Origin of the sequence: Polaromonas sp. YR568 (genome assembly GCF_943371715.1) — a bacterium.
Taxonomy (GTDB): domain Bacteria; phylum Pseudomonadota; class Gammaproteobacteria; order Burkholderiales; family Burkholderiaceae_C; genus Polaromonas.
This window is the reverse complement of record NZ_CALRVW010000030.1, coordinates 13,299-29,660: the sequence shown is the minus strand read 5'-3', so window position 1 is coordinate 29,660 and position 16,362 is coordinate 13,299. Positions and strand designations below refer to the sequence as shown.

The 16,362-nt window shown below is 64.2% G+C and carries 16 protein-coding genes; 4 read left to right on the top strand and 12 right to left on the bottom strand.

Annotation, left to right across the window (positions count from 1 at the left end; translation table 11 throughout):
• Positions 1-64: 64 nt before the first annotated feature.
• From AAG813_RS17345 to AAG813_RS17320, 6 genes are all read right to left on the bottom strand, one after another.
• Positions 65-1,576 (bottom strand): tripartite tricarboxylate transporter permease, encoded by a 1,512-nt coding sequence (locus AAG813_RS17345; protein WP_096697261.1) that lies wholly within the window; start codon positions 1,574-1,576, stop codon positions 65-67.
• Positions 1,577-1,586: 10 nt separating this feature from the next.
• Complete coding sequence (locus AAG813_RS17340) at positions 1,587-2,075, bottom strand: tripartite tricarboxylate transporter TctB family protein (RefSeq protein WP_096697260.1); 489 nt, start codon at positions 2,073-2,075, stop codon at positions 1,587-1,589.
• A 127-nt stretch (positions 2,076-2,202) separates the two neighbouring features.
• Positions 2,203-4,008, bottom strand: coding sequence for an ATPase, T2SS/T4P/T4SS family (locus AAG813_RS17335; RefSeq protein WP_341917047.1), 1,806 nt, complete (start codon positions 4,006-4,008; stop codon positions 2,203-2,205).
• Positions 4,009-4,061: 53 nt separating this feature from the next.
• A complete protein-coding gene (locus AAG813_RS17330) occupies positions 4,062-4,835 on the bottom strand; it encodes a spermidine synthase (RefSeq protein ID WP_341917044.1) in 774 nt (257 codons plus the stop codon).
• Positions 4,836-4,839: 4 nt separating this feature from the next.
• Positions 4,840-5,340 carry a DNA-deoxyinosine glycosylase gene (locus AAG813_RS17325; RefSeq protein WP_341917043.1) on the bottom strand — a complete coding sequence of 167 codons (501 nt, stop codon included), beginning with the start codon at positions 5,338-5,340 and terminating at the stop codon, positions 4,840-4,842.
• On the bottom strand, positions 5,334-6,182 hold the full coding sequence (locus AAG813_RS17320) for a TatD family hydrolase (protein ID WP_341917040.1): 849 nt from the start codon (positions 6,180-6,182) through the stop codon (positions 5,334-5,336). The genes AAG813_RS17325 and AAG813_RS17320 overlap by 7 nt, the downstream gene beginning before the upstream one ends.
• A gap of 138 nt (positions 6,183-6,320) precedes the next feature.
• Here AAG813_RS17320 and AAG813_RS17315 point away from each other — a divergent pair, with 138 nt between their 5' ends.
• The 4 genes from AAG813_RS17315 (at position 6,321) to AAG813_RS17300 (ending at position 10,501) form a co-directional block, all read left to right on the top strand.
• Complete coding sequence (locus AAG813_RS17315; RefSeq protein ID WP_341917038.1) at positions 6,321-7,223, top strand: trypsin-like peptidase domain-containing protein; 903 nt, start codon at positions 6,321-6,323, stop codon at positions 7,221-7,223.
• Between the two features lie 11 nt (positions 7,224-7,234).
• Positions 7,235-8,245: a MoxR family ATPase gene (locus AAG813_RS17310; protein WP_341917037.1), complete on the top strand. Its 1,011-nt coding sequence runs from the start codon at positions 7,235-7,237 to the stop codon at positions 8,243-8,245.
• Positions 8,246-8,394: 149 nt separating this feature from the next.
• Positions 8,395-9,426, top strand: coding sequence for a DUF58 domain-containing protein (locus tag AAG813_RS17305; RefSeq protein WP_341917034.1), 1,032 nt, complete (start codon positions 8,395-8,397; stop codon positions 9,424-9,426).
• Between the two features lie 31 nt (positions 9,427-9,457).
• On the top strand, positions 9,458-10,501 hold the full coding sequence (locus AAG813_RS17300) for a VWA domain-containing protein (protein ID WP_341917067.1): 1,044 nt from the start codon (positions 9,458-9,460) through the stop codon (positions 10,499-10,501).
• A 636-nt stretch (positions 10,502-11,137) separates the two neighbouring features.
• Here AAG813_RS17300 and AAG813_RS17295 read toward each other — a convergent pair.
• The 6 genes from AAG813_RS17295 to AAG813_RS17270 all read right to left on the bottom strand — a co-directional run bounded on the left by AAG813_RS17295 (position 11,138) and on the right by AAG813_RS17270 (position 16,347).
• On the bottom strand, positions 11,138-12,355 hold the full coding sequence (locus tag AAG813_RS17295; protein ID WP_341917032.1) for a hypothetical protein: 1,218 nt from the start codon (positions 12,353-12,355) through the stop codon (positions 11,138-11,140).
• A gap of 31 nt (positions 12,356-12,386) precedes the next feature.
• On the bottom strand, positions 12,387-13,142 hold the full coding sequence (locus AAG813_RS17290; protein ID WP_341917031.1) for a hypothetical protein: 756 nt from the start codon (positions 13,140-13,142) through the stop codon (positions 12,387-12,389).
• A gap of 37 nt (positions 13,143-13,179) precedes the next feature.
• Positions 13,180-13,776 (bottom strand): hypothetical protein, encoded by a 597-nt coding sequence (locus AAG813_RS17285; RefSeq protein ID WP_341917029.1) that lies wholly within the window; start codon positions 13,774-13,776, stop codon positions 13,180-13,182.
• 3 nt (positions 13,777-13,779) lie between these two features.
• Entirely contained in the window at positions 13,780-14,070 is a 291-nt protein-coding gene (locus tag AAG813_RS17280; RefSeq protein WP_341917027.1) for a DnaJ domain-containing protein, read from the bottom strand.
• A 183-nt stretch (positions 14,071-14,253) separates the two neighbouring features.
• Positions 14,254-14,937: a lipoprotein-releasing ABC transporter ATP-binding protein LolD gene (gene lolD / locus AAG813_RS17275; protein ID WP_341917026.1), complete on the bottom strand. Its 684-nt coding sequence runs from the start codon at positions 14,935-14,937 to the stop codon at positions 14,254-14,256.
• Positions 14,938-15,090: 153 nt separating this feature from the next.
• Positions 15,091-16,347 carry a lipoprotein-releasing ABC transporter permease subunit gene (locus AAG813_RS17270; RefSeq protein WP_341917025.1) on the bottom strand — a complete coding sequence of 419 codons (1,257 nt, stop codon included), beginning with the start codon at positions 16,345-16,347 and terminating at the stop codon, positions 15,091-15,093.
• Between the last annotated feature and the right edge of the window lie 15 nt (positions 16,348-16,362).

Genomic DNA, 16,362 nt, shown 5'->3' with positions numbered 1-16,362 from the left:
TTCAGACAGTTTTACTCAAAAAAAACGGCACCCGAAGGTGCCGTTGGGGCCTGTTGCCGAGGGATCAGTCCTCGACAAAAGCCTCTTCGCGCTTGTTCTTGACCGCCGGCAAGAGCACGATCACCAGCAGCAAGGCCCCGGCGGCAAGCAGGCCGGCAGACAGCGGACGGGTCACAAACACGCTCCAGTCGCCGCGCGAGAGCAGCAGCGCACGGCGCAGGTTTTCTTCCATCATGGGGCCCAGGATGAAACCCAGCAGCAGCGGCGCAGGTTCAGCACCGAGCTTGATGAAAACATAACCAATCACACCGAAAATCGCCACCATCCAGATGTCCCAGGTGTTGTTGTTGGTCGAATAAACACCAATCGCACAGAACAGCACAATCGCCGGGAACAGCAGGCGGTAAGGGATGGTCAGCAGCTTGATCCAGATGCCGATCAGCGGCAGGTTCAGGATCACAAGCATGGCATTGCCGATCCACATCGAGGCAATCAGGCCCCAGAACAGCTCGGGGTTGCTGGTCATGACCTGAGGGCCGGGCTGGATGTTGTGGATCGTCATCGCGCCCACCATCAGCGCCATCACGGCGTTGGGCGGAATGCCCAGCGTGAGCAGCGGAATGAACGACGTCTGCGAGCCTGCATTGTTGGCAGATTCAGGGGCGGCCACACCGCGGATGTTGCCCTGGCCGAAGGGCACTTCACCAGGACGACCCTTGATCTTCTTCTCCAGGGTGTAGGCGGCAAAGGCCGACAGCAAGGCACCACCGCCGGGCAGGATGCCGAGGGCCGAACCCAGGGCCGTGCCGCGCAACACGGCCGGGGCCATGTCCTTGAAATCCTGCTTGGTGGGGAACAGCCCCGTCACACTGGCCGTGAAGACTTCACGTTCATGCTCGGGCTGGGACAGGTTGCTGATGATCTCGCCGTAACCGAACACACCCATGGCGATCACGACAAAACCGATGCCGTCGGTCAGTTCGGGCACATCAAAGCTGAAACGCGCCACGCCGGAGTTCACGTCGGTGCCGATCAGGCCCAGCAGCAGACCCAGCACGATCATGCCCACCGCCTTGAGCAGCGAGCCCGAAGCCAGCACCACGGCGCCAATCAGGCCCAGCACCATCAGGGCGAAATACTCGGCCGGGCCGAACTTGAAGGCCAGTTCGGTCAACGGCGGCGCGAAGGCCGCGATGATCAGCGTGCCCACGCTGCCGGCAAAAAACGAACCGAGTCCGGCGGCGGCCAGCGCCGGCCCCGCTCGGCCCTTCCTGGCCATCTGGTAACCGTCGATACAGGTCACCACGGACGACGACTCGCCGGGCAAGTTCACCAGGATGGCGGTGGTGGAACCGCCGTACTGCGAGCCGTAATAAATGCCGGCCAGCATGATCAGCGCGGACACCGGTGGCAGCGCATAGGTGGCGGGCAGCAGCATCGCGATGGTGGCGACGGGGCCGATGCCCGGCAGCACGCCGATCAGCGTACCCAGAACGCAGCCAAAAAACGCATACATCAGGTTGATCGGCGTGAAGGCCACGCTGAAACCCAAGGACAAATTTGTAATCAGATCCATTTTGTTTTCCTTAGCCGGTGATGAAGGACGGCCACACCGGGAACTGCAGCTTCAGCGCCAGAACAAAGGCGATGTAGCTGCCGACGGCCAGCACCGTAGCGAGGATCAAGGTGGTCTTGAATTTCCAGCCGGCTTCCGCCATGCTGGCAATGAAGGTCAGGGCGTAAATCGCCACAATCATGCCGAAGGCCGGGAACTTGATGGCGGGCAGACCCGCCAGCAGGATGCCAAACACGACGTTGGCGGAGATCACGAAGATCAGAGGCTTCCAGGCAATCTTGCCGATCTTGCCGCCGCCCTCGGTTTCAACCACCAGCGCCGTGAAGGTAATCGCTGCGCCGATGACGGCCAGCAACACACCCAGCATCAGCGGGAAGTAGCCGGGGCCCATGCGCGCGCCCGTACCCACGTTGTAAGTACTGGCGCCCCATGCGAATGCGCCTCCGACGGCCATGAACATCAGGCCGCAAAAAAAGTCTTTTTGACTCTTGATATTCACGGTTTGTCTCCTCTAACTAAAGAATGAATCGCTGGATTGTGCATGGAATTGCCCCTGAAAGGGATGTGGCTTTCACTTACGCAGAAAAGGGGCAGAAACAGCCCATCTGTCCCGGCCGGGACAGGGCTCAGGACATCGGCGGTGTCGTGGACAGGATTTCCTCGATGGTGGTCAGGCCCTCCGCCACCTTGAGCGCGCCCGCCAGCCGCAGCGGCCGCATGCCGTCGGCCACGGCCTGGCGCCGCAACGCGTCAATGCTGGGCTCTTTGGTGACCTTGTCCTTGAAGGCCTCGGTCACCGTCAGCAGTTCATACAGTCCCATGCGGCCCAGGAAGCCGGTCATGCGGCAATCGACACAGCCGGCCGGCTTGTAGGGCTGGTAGGCACCGTTGATCTGCCAGGGCTTGACGATTTCGGTGAGTGTTTCGCGCGAACTGCCTTCGTCCTTCTCGCGGCACTGCGGACACAGCGTGCGCACCAGCCGCTGCGCCAGCACACCCAGCAAGGTGGCGTTGATCAGATAGGAAGGCACGCCGAGCTCCATCAGGCGCGACACCGCCGACGGCGCATCGTTGGTGTGCAGCGTGCTGAAGACCAGGTGGCCGGTCAGCGCGGCCTGCACCGCCATTTCCGCAGTCTGCAGGTCGCGGATTTCGCCGACCATGATGATGTCCGGGTCCTGCCGCATCAGCGCGCGCAGGCCTTCGGGGAAATCGAAATCGAGGTGCGCCTGCACCTGGGTCTGGTTGAAGGCCGGCTCGATCATCTCGATCGGGTCTTCGATGGTGCTGACGTTGACTTCTTCGGTCGCGATGCGTTTGAGCGTTGAATACAGCGTGGTGGTCTTGCCCGAGCCGGTCGGCCCGGTCACCAGCACGATGCCATAGGGCCGCTTGACGAGCTGCTCCCAGCGCGTCGCGTCGTGCTGGGAAAAGCCCAGCGCGTCGAGGTCCTTCACGGTGGTGTCGGGGTCGAAGATCCGCATCACCATTTTTTCGCCGAAGGCCGTCGGCAAGGTGGACAGCCGCATCTCGATTTCGTCGCCGCGCGGGTTGCGGGTCTTGATGCGGCCGTCCTGCGGCCGGCGCTTCTCGACCACGTCCATGCGGCCCAACAGCTTGATGCGTGCCGTCATCGCGTTGTGCACGCCCATGGGCAGCTGGTAAACCGGATGCAACACGCCGTCGATGCGGAAACGGATCACGCCCTGGTCGCGCCGCGGCTCCAGGTGAATGTCGCTGGCGCGCTGGTCAAAGGCGTATTGCCAGAGCCAGTCCACCACCTGCACCACACCCTGGTCGTTGGCGTCGAGCTGCTTGTTGGTTTTGCCCAGCTCCACCAGCTGTTCGAAACTGGCGGCACCGGCATTGCCACCGGCCTTCATGGCCGCCTTCACCGATTTGGCCAGCGCAAAAAACTCGGCGGTGTAGCGGGCAATCTCCAGCGGGTTGGCCACCACCAGGCGCACGCTGCGTTTGGCCTGGCGCTCCACCTCGGAGACCCAGTCGGTGACGAAGGGCTCGGCGGTGGCCACCACCACCTCGGACGGCGTGACCTGCACCGGCAGCACCTTGTGGCGTTCGGCATACACGGCCGACATGGTGTCGGCCACCTTGCCCACGTCCACCTTCAGCGGGTCGATGCGCAGGTAGCCCAGGCCGGCGCGGCCGGCCAGCCACTGGGAAATGGTTTCAATGTCGAGCGGCTTGCCGTCGGACACGCGGGTCATGCTGACGCTGGCGAGCCGGATCAGCGGGTGCTGCGCACTCTGGACCTGCGAGCAACGCGCAATCGTGCGTTGCGCCTCGGCCGCCGAGATCAGCCCGTCGTCCCCGAGCCATTCCACCAGCCGGCGCCAGTCCAGTGGCCCGACCGGGACGGCAGACCGGGTGGTGGATTCAGGGGGGTGTTTGGGAGGCACGGCAGCACGCATGCAGGCACTTTACCTGATCACCCCCTCGCGACGTAGAACTTCTCCCGGGACGCTCAAAAAACGGGTTTGAACAGCCGCAACCACTTTTTGGCCGGCAGGCCATAGCGGGACTCGATCATCTCGGCCCGTTGCGACAACTCCCCCCGCTCCGGCCGGGTCGGCTCACGTTGCGCCGCCACGACGGTGTTGCCCTCGCGCGTCGGCTTGAAGGCCCAGACGGATTCGGGGCCAAAAACCTCGGCTATTTTTTCCAACGAGCTGATGTAGCTGGAGTCGCGCCCGAACAGGTTGACTGTCATGACGCCGTCCTCGGTGAGCAGCTCGCGGCAATCCTCGTAGAAGTCCACGCTGTCGAGCACCGGCGCCGCCGCTTCGTGGTCGTACAGGTCCACCTGCAGCGCGTCCACCGTGCCGTGGTGCACCGGCTTGCGGATTTCCTGCGCGGCGTCGGCCAGGATGACCTTCAGGCGCAGGTCGTCGGCGGGCAGCTTGAACCACAGCCGGCAGGCAGCCAGCACCTGCGGATTCAGCTCGATGGCCGTGGTTTTCATCTTCAGTTTCTTGTAGCAGAACTTGGTCAGCGCCGCCGAGCCAAGCCCCAGTTGCATCGCGTGTCGCGCAGCCACCGGGCCGGACTCGGCCAGCAGCAGCCAGACCATCATGCGCTGGACATACTCCAGCTCGATGTCGAAGGGTTTGTCCAGCAGCATGGACCCCTGCACCCACTGCGTGCCCAGGTGCAAGTAGCGGACATCGCCGTAGTCGGAGAAATTCACCTCGGGCAGTTCTGCCTCGGGAAACGGGTTGCTGGTTTCTTTGCGGGCCATCGGGTCAATCGGTCAATCTGTGTTTTTCAAATACGTCGCGCCAGGCAGCGAGTTTGCGCTCAAACGACCAGGAGGCGTTGGCCGGGCTGGTGGACGGCAATTTATAAACGGGCAAACCCAGCAGCGCAGTGTGGCGCGCGTGTTTGAAACTTTCGCCGCCATTGTGGGCGATGGCTTCCAGCGCCGGACACTGTTGCAGCATCTGCGCGAAATCGTTGACCACCGGCTGGCGGATGCGGCTGTCCAGGCTGCCCTCGCGTTCGCAGGCGGCGTACACGTCCCAGACGCCGAGCTGCCTGTCGAGCAGCCATTCGCTACGACTTTGATAGCTGTCTGCGCCCGTCGGCATTGGGCTGGCTGGCCAAATGGCTTGAAGAATTCGCCAGAACTGGTTTTGCGGGTGGCCGTAGTACTGCTGCGCTGCCAGCGAGGCCACCCCGGGAAAACTGCCGAGGATGAGCACGCGGGTCCGGCGGCTGACCAGCGGCGCCAGGCCGGTCAGCATGCCTGCAGGGCCCGCAACCCGGGCAGCGCCGCGCCGGCGTTGGCCGTGGTCGCCAGCGCCAGGGCGTCAACCGTCATGCCACGCAGTTCCGCCACCACGGCGGCAATACGCGGCAACTCGGCCGGCTCGTTGCGGCCCTGGGCTTGGCCCTCGCCGCGCTGCTGCGCCGTGGCGTACAGCCAGTGCGGCGGAATGTCCGGTGAATCGGTTTCCAGCACCAGTGCCTCCAGCGGCAATTCGGCCGCCAGGCGCCTGAGCTGCCGCGCCGGCTCAAAAGTGACGGCCCCGCCAAAACCGAGCTTGAAGCCCAGCTTGAGAAATTCATCGGCCTGTTGCCGGCTGCCGTTGAAAGCGTGGGCAATGCCGAGCCAGCCATCCTGCGGCGCGAGCTCACGCAGGTGCTTGAGCAGCTTGTCGGCGGAGCGGCGCACATGCAGGATCACCGGCAGGCCGTGTTTGCGCGCCAGCAGGAGCTGCGCGCGGTAGAAAAACTCCTGGCGCTCGCGCAAGGGGCTTTGGGTCAGGGCCGGCACAAAATAATCAAGCCCGATTTCGCCCACCGCAACCAGCCGGCTGTCGGCCTTTCGCAGGGCCAGTTCGGCATCGAGCAGGGCCAGGTCGCCCTCCTGCGCCTGGCCGACCAACAGCGGGTGAATGCCCAGCGCATAACTGTCCCCAAAATCGTGCGCCAGGGTGCGTACGGCCGCAAAGTCAGCCACCCCGACCGCCGGCAAAACGCAATGCGTCACGCCGGCGGCCGTCGCGCGCGCCCGCACGGCGACACGGTCGCTGTCGAATTCGGCGGCATCAAGGTGGCAATGGGTATCTGTCCAGCGAAGCATTTCTCCATGATGCCTGATCAGCGGCCAGCGGCCATGACCCCACGGATGCCTGAAGAATATGCAGGGTTGTGCCAGACGTGATACCGTGCATTTGTCAGTCCGGAAATCCCCGGAAAACCCTTTTCACAGGTGACACGGATGCGCAGGCCCGCCCTCTACAGCAGCTCCAGCAGCCCCCCTACGGTGGAGGCGCTCGGGCAGCAGGCGCCAGCCGGGCCAGCCGCCGCGCCCGCCCTTCCGGCAACCCGCTTTTTCTCGCTGTCCAGCCCGCGCCTGCTGTGGACCGCGCTGGCCGTGATGGCGCTGCTGCTGGTCCTCAGCCTGTCGCTGGCGCTGCGTCCGCAGCCCCGCAAGCTGACGCAGGCCGACATCAATGCCGCTGTTCTGAAAACGCTGGAAACCGCCCAGCTGCCTTCGGCCGTCGCCAAGGCCTACGACACCATTCGCCCCTCAGTGGTGCGCGTCACCGGCTACGGTAAAAGCAAGAACGGCAAGGAAGACGAGGAGTACGGCGTCGGCACCGGCGTGGTGATTGTGGACAAAGGCATCATCCTGACCAACCTGCATGTGGTGCAGGGGGCGCAGACCATCAAGGTGGTGTTTTCCGACGGACTGGAATCCACCGCGCACATCACCGGCGCCCAGCCCGAAAACGATCTGGCGGTACTGCAGGCGCACAAGATTCCTGACGACATGATTGCGGCGACCATGCGTTCCACCGGCGACCTGGCCTCCGGCGACCATGTGCTGGCCGTGGGTTACCCCTTCGGCATCGGGCCGTCGGCATCGGCGGGCGTGATCTCCGGCCTCAAGCGCACCTTCCGCTCACCGGAAGGCAAGCAGGAAATGACCAACCTGATCCAGTTCGACGCGGCCGCCAACCCCGGCAACTCCGGCGGACCGCTGGTCACCATGGACGGCGAGGTGGTCGGCATCGTCACCGCCATCCTCAACCCCAACCAGCAGCGCAGCTTTGTCGGCATCGCCTTTGCCGTGCCGATTGAAAATGCCGCTTCCGCCGTCGGCCTGCCGCCTTTCTGAAGGACCTCCCCATGCAAACACCCGCCACCTCGCAGGACCCCCACACCGCGCAACTGATGGAACAGATCCTCTACGAGGTCAAACGCGTGGTCGTCGGCCAGGACCGTTTTCTCGAACGTGTGATGGTGGCCATCCTGGCGCAGGGCCACCTGCTGGTCGAGGGTGTGCCCGGCCTGGCCAAGACCCTGACCGTCAAGACCCTGGCCAACACCATCCAGGGCAACTTCAAGCGCATCCAGTTCACCCCCGACCTGGTGCCAGCTGACCTGGTCGGCACACGCATCTACAACCAGAAAACCGGCGACTTCAGCACCTCGCTGGGCCCGGTGTTCACCAATTTACTGCTGGCCGACGAGATCAACCGGGCGCCCGCCAAGGTGCAGAGCGCGCTGCTGGAGGTCATGCAGGAGCGCCAGGTCACGATCGCCGGTGAAACCCACCGCGTGCCCGAGCCCTTTCTGGTGATGGCCACGCAAAACCCGATCGAAACCGAAGGCACCTACCCGCTGCCTGAAGCGCAGGTGGACCGTTTCATGATGAAGGTGCTGGTGGACTACCCGAGCGACGAAGAGGAGTTCGTGATTGTCGAGCGCGTGATCGGGCCGGCCGTGGCCGTCTCCAGCGTGGCCACCACCGCGCAGCTGGCCGAACTGCAGCGCGAATGCCGGCGCGTCTATGTGGACCCTTCGCTGATCCAGTACGCCGTGCGCCTGGTCTCCGCCACCCGCACCCCGGAAAAAAGCGGCCTGAAAGACCTGGCCCGATTCATCACCTTCGGGGCCAGCCCGCGTGCCACCATCAACCTGACCGAAGGCGCGCGCGCCCTGGCCATGCTGCGCGGGCGCAGCTACGTCCTGCCCGAAGACATGACGGACCTTGTGCCGGATGTGTTGCGGCACCGGCTGGTGCTCTCCTACGAAGCGCTGTCCGAGGGCCTGAGCGCGGACACCGTGATCGCCAGAATCATGGCCAAAGTTCCGGCGCCTGCGCGTCCGCTTGAACATGAAAAACTGGTGGCGTAAAAATGTTGCCCCCACGGTCGCTCACTGCGTGTAGCTCCCTGCCCCCCGGGGGGGCCACTGCGCCTGCGGCCCGGCAAAGCCGGTTCCGCGGCCCCTGCTTGAAGCAGAGGGCCCCTCGCCGGCGGCCCTACACGAGGTGGTGACTGGTCATGAAAAACTGGTTCCGCAAATCCGTCCAACCCGAACCCGCCGAAGCCCCCGTCCAAGCGTCGGTAGCCCGGGTGCAGGCTGGCAGCCAAGGCAGCGCCGAGCATGTGCTGCGCCGTCTGGAATGGACCGTGCTGCGCCGGCTCGACGGCCTGCTGCAGGGCGACTACCGCACCTTGATGCGCGGCACCGGCATGGACTTGGCCGACCTGCGCGAGTACCAGCATCACGACGACGTGCGCCACATCGACTGGAACGTGACCGCGCGCCTGCAGTCGCCGCATGTGCGCGTGTTTACCGAGGATCGGGAAATGGCCAGCTGGTTTCTGCTGGACCTGAGCCCTTCGGTCGATTTTGGTTCGGGCGACCAGCGCAAAAGCCAGGTCTCCAGCGAATTCGTCGCGGTGCTGGCCCGCGTGCTGACCCGCCACGGCAACCGGGTGGGCGCCATGCTCTACGGCGCCGGTGTGGACACCGTGCTGCCGCCACGCGGCGGGCGCGCGCATGTGCTGCAGCTGCTGCATACGCTGCAGACCCGTCCCGCAACCACCGGCGAGGTCACCACCCGCCTCGACGAACTCCTGAGCTCGGCCGCCCAGTTGCTGCGCCGGCGTTCCACGGTGTTTGTGGTGTCCGACTTCATCAGTGAGCCCGGCTGGGAAAAAACACTGGGCCGGCTGGCGCAGCGCCACGAGGTGGTGGCGGTGCGCCTGCTGGACCCGCTGGAACTCGAACTGCCCGACCTCGGACTGATCCCGATACGCGACGCGGAAACCGGCGAGCAGTTGCTGGTGGACACCCACGACGCAGGTTTTCGCCAGCGCTTTGCACGCATTGCCGCCCAGCGTGAAGCCGACTTGCGCCAGGCGCTGGCGCAGGCCGGCGTGGACACGCTGGAGTTGTCCACCGACGGCGACCTGGTCGACGCCATCATGCGTTTCACCGAATTGCGCAAGCGCCGCGGCCAGGTCTCGGGTGCTGCCGGCCGGCACGGCCGCGGCAAGCTGCCCGGCCACCTGAAGGCGGCTGCCTGAGCCGCAAGGAGATGACCCCATGACACCTCCCATGACTTTTCTCTGGCCCCATTTCTTGTGGTTGATGCTGGCCCTTCCCCTGCTGGTTGGGGTTTACGTGTGGCTGCTGCGACGCAAAAAGAAAATGGCGCTGCGTTATGCCAGCCTGTCCATCGTGCGGGAAGCCATGGGCACGGGCCAGAGCTTGCGGCGTCACATCCCGCCGCTGCTGTTCCTGCTGGCCATCGCCGCCATGCTGCTGGCTGCCGCGCGGCCCTTCGCCGTGGTCACCCTGCCCTCGCAGCAGGAAACCATCATCCTGGCGATGGACGTGTCGGGCAGCATGCGCGCCACCGACGTTCAGCCGAACCGCCTGGTCGCCTCGCAAAACGCTGCCAAGGCCTTCCTGGCCGACCTGCCGCGCAGCGTGCGGGTCGGCATCGTCGCGTTTGCGGGCACCGCTTCGGTGGTGCAGCAACCCACGCTCAGCCGGGAAGATCTGGTCGCAGCCATCGACAAGTTTCAGCTGCAACGCGCTACGGCCATCGGCAACGCCATCGTCGTTTCGCTGGCCGAGCTGTTTCCGGACGCGGGCATCGACCTGGCGTCGCTGACCTATGGCCGCAACCGCAACAGCGGCATCGCGATTGACCAGGCGCCGAAAGAGCCGAAGAAGGAATTCACGCCGGTGGCCCCCGGCTCCTACACCTCGGCGGCCATCATCCTGCTGACCGACGGCCAGCGCACCACCGGGGTGGACTCCCTGGAAGCCGCCAAGATGGCGGCCGACCGCGGCGTGCGCATCTACACCGTGGGTGTGGGTACGGTCGACGGTGAAACCATCGGTTTTGAAGGCTGGTCCATGCGCGTCCGCCTCGATGAGGAAACCCTCAAGGCGATTGCCAACAAGACCCAGGCCGAATACTTTTATGCCGGCACGGCGGCGGATCTGAAGAAGGTCTACGAGACCTTGAGCTCGCGCCTGACCGTGGAGAAAAAGGAAACTGAAATCTCCGGCTTGCTGGCGCTGGTGGCGTCGGTGCTGGCGCTGCTGTCGGCGGGCTTGTCGCTGCTTTGGTTCAACCGGATTCTTTGAAGTCACCGGTTCGCCTTCAAGGCGAATCCGGCATCACGCTGCGTCTGCGGCTTGCCTCTGGCAGTAGGTTGAACTCCCCACTCCCTCCCCCCACCCCTCCCTCGCCCCGCTGGGCGATGGCGGGGAGCTTCATTTGGCCGCGTGTGCTGCATCCGCGTGCAAACATGACGGCCAGGAGTCTGACCTGACGCGCGCAGCGCGTCAGGTCTCCCCGCACCCGAATTTCCCCCCCCTCCCGTCGGGCTGGGCCGAGGAGCGCAGGTAAAAGCGGATCAGGGCTGGCGTTGTTTGAGCGAAGCGAGTTTAGCCAGACCCCGCTTTTACAGAGCACCGCAGGCTGCCCGTAGCGAAGCGGAGGGACCCAGACCATCGGGTCGCCTTTCTTTTCCTTAGGTTTCTTTGGCGAAGCAAAGAAAAGTAAGTCGCCCGCCGGGGCGAGTCCCGGCTTGTTGGCAAGCCGTAGCACTTCAAAAAAGTGAAGTAGCCAACAAACATGGATCCCGGATCAAGTCCGGGATGACAAACCACAGAAAACATTCGCTATTAATTCAATAGCTGTCTGCGTCCGTTCAATAAGGGCTGCAACCCTAAATCGCTTTAGAAAATACGTTTTCCGACACCACAGGCGGCAAGCGTCTACTGCACATGGCATTCCCGCCGCAGCAGCGCCACCGCGTCATTGAGCGCGTGGACCGCATCGCTTTGCAGCGTGGGCTGCGCCTCTTCCACAAAGTCGTCCCACAAGCTGGCGTAGGCGTCCTGATGCTGCGCCGGAGCGTGGTCCAGCAGGTACTGCCGGGCCAGCGCGGGGTGGAAACCTGATTTCCAGATCTTGCGCACCAGGGTCGCGGCGCCTTTTTCGGTCAGCATGGTTTTGGGCGTGGTTCCGGCGGCCACGCACAGCAGCAGGGTCAGCAGCGAACCGTCGTCGCTGTTCCCGCCGGTGACCTTGTTCCACGCTGCCGACGCCTGGCGGTCGTGGTGATCGACTTCGGCCATAGCGTCTTCGACCCAGAAATACCGGCCCATGAAGGCGGGGCTGCGGTCAAACAGCTGGCGCACCGGCAGGGCGGCATCGAGGATTTTCGCCGCGTCGGCCATCACCGACAGCCGCACGGCCTCCACCACGCCCTGCAGATGCGCAGGCAGTTTTTTTGGGACCACGACAGGCAGCGCCCTGGGCGCGGCACCATGCTTCTTGCGCAGGGCAACAATCATTTTCTCGAATGCAACCCAGTCAGGCATCTCGACGCGGCCCATCGCCAGCACCAGCAAGGCGGTGCGGATCACTGCTTCGGCATCCTTGCCCGCCTCGTCCAGCTCGTCGGCGTCCATGCCCAGCTCGCCAGCCAGCCAGAGGGCCGCATCCACCACCTGCGCGACCTGGCTGCGCCTGGCGAGTTCGGCCTGGTAGTCGGTCAGACTGCGCAGCGACCATTTGGCCAGCAGCGGAATATGCTCGTCGCGAAAACCGCCGCGTTCGTTCATGCCAAAGTGGCTGTTCTGCGGCATGGCGATCAGGGCCTTGAGCATGTCCGAACCGCCCTTGGAACGCGACAGCAGGGAAAAATCGCGCAGCGACTCGGCCGCCCGCTGCAAGTCGCCGCCGCAGCTGCTTTCCAGGTAAATGCTGATCAGGTTGACCATGCGGTCGCGGGCTTTTTCAAGCTCCGGGCGCAAGAACTCGTTGCCGAAATAACGCGCGATCTGCACCAAACCCTTGGGACCCTCGATGCGCATGGCTTCGATTTTTTCCGGGCCGATGATGCCGTGTTGCACACCATGCTGCAGCGCCTTTTCGAAAAAAGGGCGGGCATCGTACAGCGAGACGGCGGAAGGCGAAGGCGTGGACACGGTGTTTGCTTCGGTCAGGAAATGATGAGGTTCAGATCGCCGATTCCTCGTCGGACTCGCGCGCCGTCGGCGTGGCCTTGCCACGGTCGGTGTCGCCGGTCTCGACCTTGCCGTCGTCCTCGAGGTCTTCCTCGTCCTCCTCCTCGGAAGCGGCCGCCTGGTGGGCACTGCCCTTGGCGCGCAACACCATCAGCATCTCGATGAACAGGTCCGGCAATTCGTAACGCAGAATCCACGCGAGTTCCATCCAGTCCTGGTCGGCAATTTCATCCTGCTGCACACGCGGCTTCTCGTAGGCCGAGGCCAGCAGGGCGGATTGGGACAGCATCTTGCCGTACTCGTCAGCCGGCTCGAAACTGCCGCTGCGCGCAAAGCCCTCGACCCGGCTCCACTGGTCGGAAAAATAGTCGGCCAGCGCCTCACTGCCGCCGTCCAGGTCGCCGATCGCATTGAGAAAGTCCAGCGGGTCCGCGTCATCGCGGAAGATGACCGCGTTGACCATGCCGCGCAGATGTGTGCGGGTCAGGTCCTTGTAGAGTTTTTCGATCACCACGGCGCGGGCGAACTGCGCGGGCGACACCAGCAGGCTGACCACCGACTCCTTGGAATGGTCGTATTCGCGGATGACGGCCAGGATGTCCTTGGGCGGCAGCTGCTCCAGCACCACCATGAGCGCGGCGTCCCCTTCTGCGTCAGCCAGTCCGACCAGGGCCGACTCGGCGCCCACGATGTCGCCGGCCGCAATCAGGCTTTGGGTTTTTTCAATCAGGGCGAGGTGGTTCGTCATCTTCAAGGCTTCATATTCCATGTCATGGTTGATTCCATCAGTCTTTCTGGTCGAAGCCCTGCTGGACCAGCCAGTCGGCCCCTGCTTCCTGGCGTGCGCGGGCATCACTGCCTTGGCCGCCCTCGCCATCGTCGCCATCCTGGTCGGCGTCTTCTTCGTTTTCTTCGCTTTCCTCGTCTTCATCGTCGCCGCCCAGGGCGAGCCCCGACGCCGCGACTGGCAAGCCCGCCATGTATTCCAGGCCGGCCGTCAGCGTCAGAAACCGGTCGCCGCCCGGTGACTCGAGGACGATCTGCGCCAGGTCCTGAGCCCAGGGCGCCAGCTCACAGCTGCCGGCCAGGCTGCTCCAGGCCGGAAACACATCGGCGTCATGGGTCAGCAGGTGATCCATGGCGACCCGTCCGGTGAAGTCAAAACCCTGGTGAAACACCACCGCCACCATCTCGGGACTGAGCTCCATCATCTGGAGCAGAAAACCGATTTCCTGGCGTTTGCCGGCCAGGCGCTGCTGCAGCACGTCGCGTCCCTCGGAGTCGAAGCGCAGGTCCTCCATCTCGGACTGGTAGGCCGAACGCAGGTCGAGGAAATAGGGGGAAATGCTCATGCCGCCGGGTTTTTCATTGTTCAGTTCCATGGGTCAGCGGGGCTCAGATGTGAGCAGCGGGTTGAAATAGTTTTGCCAGATATCGGTTGCGGTGGCCAACGGGCTGTCGAGCAGGTTGCGGCGCCGGTTGTCGTCGTAGGCCTGGCGTTTTTCCGCGTCCGACAGCACTTCGTAGGCTTCCTGCACCGCCCGAAAACGCGCCGGCGCCTGTGGATCGGCATTTTTGTCGGGGTGCCAGAACGACGCCTTCTGGCGAAAGGCTTTCTTGACGTCAGCCAGCGTGGCAGCGCTGTCCAGCCCGAGGGCAGTGTAGTGATCGGTCATGCGCGGGTGGCGTTGTCCTGGGCCGCGGGCAAGGCACTGCCACGGCATGTTGAAGGGCTCACCGGCAGGGAAAAGCGCAGGCGCGGGCTACGAGGGGACCCAAGATTATGCACGCCCGGCCCTTTTCAGGGCGGGAGGCCTATTAATGCCCTTGCGCGGGACTGGCCACCCGCAGGGGCGCGCTCAGGCCCATTCCGACAAGCGCCCTGACACCAGCCTGAAACGCCGGCCACAACGCGCGGCCAGAGTCTCGTCGTGCGTCACCATCACAAAGGCGGTGCCGTGCTCGCGGGCCAGTTGCAGCATCAGCTCGAACACGCCGTCGGCGGTGGTCCGATCCAGGTTGCCGGTCGGTTCGTCGGCCAGCACACAGGCCGGCCGGGTGACCAGCGCACGCGCAATCGCGACGCGCTGGCGCTCGCCGCCCGAGAGTTCGGCCGGGCGGTGGTGGATGCGGTCTTTGAGGCCCACGCTGGCCAGCATGGCGGTGGCGGTTTGCGCCGCTTTCTCGCGGTCTTCGCCGCGAATCCACAAGGGCATGGCGACGTTGTCGAGCGCGCTGAACTCAGGCAGCAGGTGGTGGAACTGGTACACAAAGCCCAGGTGCCGGTTGCGCAGATCGCCCTGTTCGGCCGCCGACAGCGAGGACATCAGTTGCCCCTTGAGCTCGACGCTCCCGCTGGTGGGTGCGTCCAGCCCGCCCATCAGGTGCAGCAGGGTGCTTTTACCGGAACCAGAGGCGCCGACAATCGCCAGCGTTTCGCCGGCCATCACCTGCAGGTCCACGCCGTGCAGCACGGTCAAGTCGATAGGCCCTTCGTGGAAGCGTTTGGTCAGGCCTTGGGCTTTCAAAACTATCTCGCTCATGCGTATCCCCAAAAGGCTTCTGAAAATTTGATTGTCGGGATGCAGAGTGAGGCGCACGGAGCGCAGGACACCGGAACGTACCCAGGTACGTGAGGATTCCGAGCACCGCGCAACGAAGCTATGCGCCCGAGAATCGGATTTGCAGAAGTCTTTTCACTCATAGCGGAGGGCCTCTGCAGGGTTCACACGGCTGGCGCGCCAGCTCGGATAAATGGTGGCCAGAAAGGCCAGCACCAGCGCAATCACGGCGATCGGCATGATGTCGGCGTATTGCGGGTCGCTGGGCATCCGGCTGATCAGGTAGATGTCTTTCGGCAGAAAGCTGGCGTTGAGCAGCCGCTCCAGCGCGGGCACGATCACATCGATGTTGAGCGCGATGCCAAGCCCCAGCAGCAGCCCCGAGAACGTGCCGATCACGCCGACCATGGCGCCCTGCACCATGAAGATGCCCATGATGCTTTTCGGGCTGGCGCCCAGGGTGCGCAGGATGGCGATGTCGGCGCGTTTGTCGGTCACCGTCATCACCAGCGTGCTGACCAGGTTGAAAGCGGCCACAGCCACGATCAAGGTCAGGATGATGAACATCATGCGTTTTTCCAGCTGCACGGCGGCAAACCAGGTCTTGTTCTGGCGCGTCCAGTCGCGGATCAGCAAATCGCCGCTGAGGCTGCGCGACAACTCGGCCGCCACTTCGCGCGCCTGGTGCAGGTCCTTGAGCTTGATGCGTATGCCGGTCGGGCCTTCGAGGCGGAAAATTTTTGCGGCGTCGTCCTGGTGCAGCATGACCAACGCCGAGTCGTACTCAAAGTGGCCGGAGTCAAACGCCCCCACCACCGTCATCTGTTTCAGGCGCGGCACCACACCGGCCGGGGTCACCTGGCCGCTGGGCGCAATCAGCGTCACCTGGTCGCCCTCACGCACACCCAGCGAACGGGCCAGCTCGCTGCCCAGCACGACGCCGAACTCGCCAGCCACCAGCTTGGGCAGGGCCGTGTCCTTGAGGTCGACCGCCAGATCGGTGACTTGACCCTCCAGCGCCGGGTCGATGCCACGCACGATCGCGCCCTTCATGTCCTCGCCGCGGGCCAGCAGCGCCTGCGCGGCAATAAAGCTGGCAGCGCCGACCACATTCGGGTTCTGCCGGATCTCGGCCAGGGTTTTCTGCACATCGGGCAGGGCGGCGCCATTGGGCGCAAACACCTCGATGTGCGAGATCACGCCCAGCATGCGGTCGCGCACTTCCTTCTGGAAACCGTTCATCACGCTGAGCACGATGATCAGCGCCGCCACGCCCAGCGCAATGCCCAGCATGGAAACGCCCGAAATGAAGGAAATAAACCCGTTGCGCCGCGTGGCGCGGCCTGCGCGCGTGTAACGCCAGCCCAGAATCAGTTCGTAGGGGATTTGCATGAGGGCAATTGTGGC

Bases quoted from the DNA above. Each gene is read 5' to 3' on its own strand.
- AAG813_RS17345 (WP_096697261.1), bottom strand. From the start codon at position 1,576: ATGGATCTGATTACAAATTTGTCCTTGGGTTTCAGCGTGGCCTTCACG.
- AAG813_RS17335 (WP_341917047.1), bottom strand. From the start codon at position 4,008: ATGCGTGCTGCCGTGCCTCCCAAACACCCCCCTGAATCCACCACCCGG.
- AAG813_RS17330 (WP_341917044.1), bottom strand. From the start codon at position 4,835: ATGGCCCGCAAAGAAACCAGCAACCCGTTTCCCGAGGCAGAACTGCCC.
- AAG813_RS17325 (WP_341917043.1), bottom strand. From the start codon at position 5,340: ATGCTGACCGGCCTGGCGCCGCTGGTCAGCCGCCGGACCCGCGTGCTC.
- AAG813_RS17320 (WP_341917040.1), bottom strand. From the start codon at position 6,182: ATGCTTCGCTGGACAGATACCCATTGCCACCTTGATGCCGCCGAATTC.
- AAG813_RS17315 (WP_341917038.1), top strand. From the start codon at position 6,321: ATGCGCAGGCCCGCCCTCTACAGCAGCTCCAGCAGCCCCCCTACGGTG.
- AAG813_RS17310 (WP_341917037.1), top strand. From the start codon at position 7,235: ATGCAAACACCCGCCACCTCGCAGGACCCCCACACCGCGCAACTGATG.
- AAG813_RS17305 (WP_341917034.1), top strand. From the start codon at position 8,395: ATGAAAAACTGGTTCCGCAAATCCGTCCAACCCGAACCCGCCGAAGCC.
- AAG813_RS17300 (WP_341917067.1), top strand. From the start codon at position 9,458: ATGACTTTTCTCTGGCCCCATTTCTTGTGGTTGATGCTGGCCCTTCCC.
- AAG813_RS17290 (WP_341917031.1), bottom strand. From the start codon at position 13,142: ATGACGAACCACCTCGCCCTGATTGAAAAAACCCAAAGCCTGATTGCG.
- AAG813_RS17285 (WP_341917029.1), bottom strand. From the start codon at position 13,776: ATGGAACTGAACAATGAAAAACCCGGCGGCATGAGCATTTCCCCCTAT.
- AAG813_RS17280 (WP_341917027.1), bottom strand. From the start codon at position 14,070: ATGACCGATCACTACACTGCCCTCGGGCTGGACAGCGCTGCCACGCTG.
- lolD (WP_341917026.1), bottom strand. From the start codon at position 14,937: ATGAGCGAGATAGTTTTGAAAGCCCAAGGCCTGACCAAACGCTTCCAC.
- AAG813_RS17270 (WP_341917025.1), bottom strand. From the start codon at position 16,347: ATGCAAATCCCCTACGAACTGATTCTGGGCTGGCGTTACACGCGCGCA.